Source organism: Pedobacter sp. 01T416_2 (assembly GCF_056398925.1).
In genome coordinates this window covers 1-1,586 of the sequence record NZ_JBFTQI010001044.1, presented here as the reverse complement: position 1 = coordinate 1,586, position 1,586 = coordinate 1, and the positions used below count along the sequence as shown (strand labels likewise).

The 1,586-nt window shown below is 38.0% G+C and carries 2 protein-coding genes; both read left to right on the top strand.

Annotation, left to right across the window (positions count from 1 at the left end; translation table 11 throughout):
- Nucleotides 1-10 precede the first annotated feature (10 nt).
- On the top strand, nt 11-466 hold the full coding sequence (locus AC1DPQ_RS27185) for an N-acetyltransferase family protein (RefSeq protein ID WP_477611480.1): 456 nt from the start codon (nt 11-13) through the stop codon (nt 464-466).
- Between the two features lies 1 nt (nt 467).
- A partial coding sequence (locus AC1DPQ_RS27180; RefSeq protein WP_477611479.1) for an aspartate kinase occupies nt 468-1,586 on the top strand: 1,119 nt, incomplete at its 3' end.

Genomic DNA, 1,586 nt, shown 5'->3' with positions numbered 1-1,586 from the left:
GGATTTTAACATCAGATTTGCGACTGCAGAAGATTGTCCAAGAATATTGGAATTAATTAATGAGCTCGCCATTTATGAGCGTGCCCCTGAAGAAGTAACGGTTACTTTAGATCACTTTATCGATGCTGGTTTTGGCAAAAACCCGGTATGGAAAGCTTACGTAGCCGAAGTAAATAATATAATTGTGGGCTTCGCATTATACTATACACGTTACTCTACATGGAAAGGATGCAGGTTATATCTCGAAGATTTTATCGTAACAGAAGAATTTAGAGGAAAAGGCCTGGGTAAAGTATTATTCGAAAAAGTGATAGAAGAGGCTAAAAACGGTAATTATAGCGGCATGGTTTGGCAAGTATTAGACTGGAACGAGCCGGCAATAAACTTCTACAATAAATATAAAGCACATTTAGAAAGTGGCTGGTTAAACGCAGCTTTCTCTAAAGAACAAATCAAGGCATTTTAATATGGATATTTTTAAGTTTGGTGGTGCCTCGGTAAAAGATGCAGATGGAGTGAAAAATCTGGCCAATATTGTCCGCGATTACAAAAAAGGGAATCTACTGATTGTGATTTCGGCGATGGGTAAGATTACTGATAAACTGGAAAAGTTAACGCAGGCATTCTTATCACAAAGTGATGAAGCGCATGCAATTTTTGATGAGATTAAACATTTCCATTTTAGCATTATAGATGAGCTGTTTCAAGGCAAAGCCAATCCTGTTTATGATGATGTGGCTAACACATTTGTTGAAATTGACTGGCTGATTGAAGATGAACCGGATAACAACGCTGATTACATTTACGATCAGATTGTATCTATCGGCGAAGTGGTTTCTACAAAAATTGTGGCAGCCTGGTTAAATGAAACAGGTAATAAAGCCCTTTGGGCTGATGCACGGAATTATATTCAGACTGACAATACCTACCGCGAAGGAAAAGTAGATTGGGCAAAAACCAATCAGATTATAAAAAAAGACTTATTACCACTCTTAACCGACAACATTATTGTCACACAAGGATTTATTGGCGGCACCAGCGAAAACTACACCACAACTTTAGGCAGGGAAGGTTCTGATTATTCGGCAGCCATATTTGCTTCCTGCTTAGATGCTGCAGCACTAACCATCTGGAAGGATGTTCCCGGCGTATTAAATGCAGATCCGAAATGGTTTGATGAAACAGAGAAAATTGCACAGCTTTCTTATCACGATGCAATAGAGCTTACTTATTATGGCGCAACCGTAATCCATCCAAAAACAATAAAACCACTTCAAAACAAAGGGATTCCGCTTTTTGTAAGGTCATTTATCCAACCAGAAGGCTCAGGAACAGCAATTACCAAAGAAAATAACCCATTGCCTATCCCCTCTTTTATTTTTAAGGTTAACCAGGCGTTGATTTCAATTTTCCCAAAAGATTATTCTTTTATTATCGAAGAAAACCTGAGCAATATTTTTGAGCTTTTCCATACACACCGGATCAAAATCAATACCATGCTCAATTCTGCTATCAGCTTTTCGGTAAGCATTGATGATCATCCTACTCAAATTGAAAAACTGATCAAAGACCTCTCTCAAGAATTT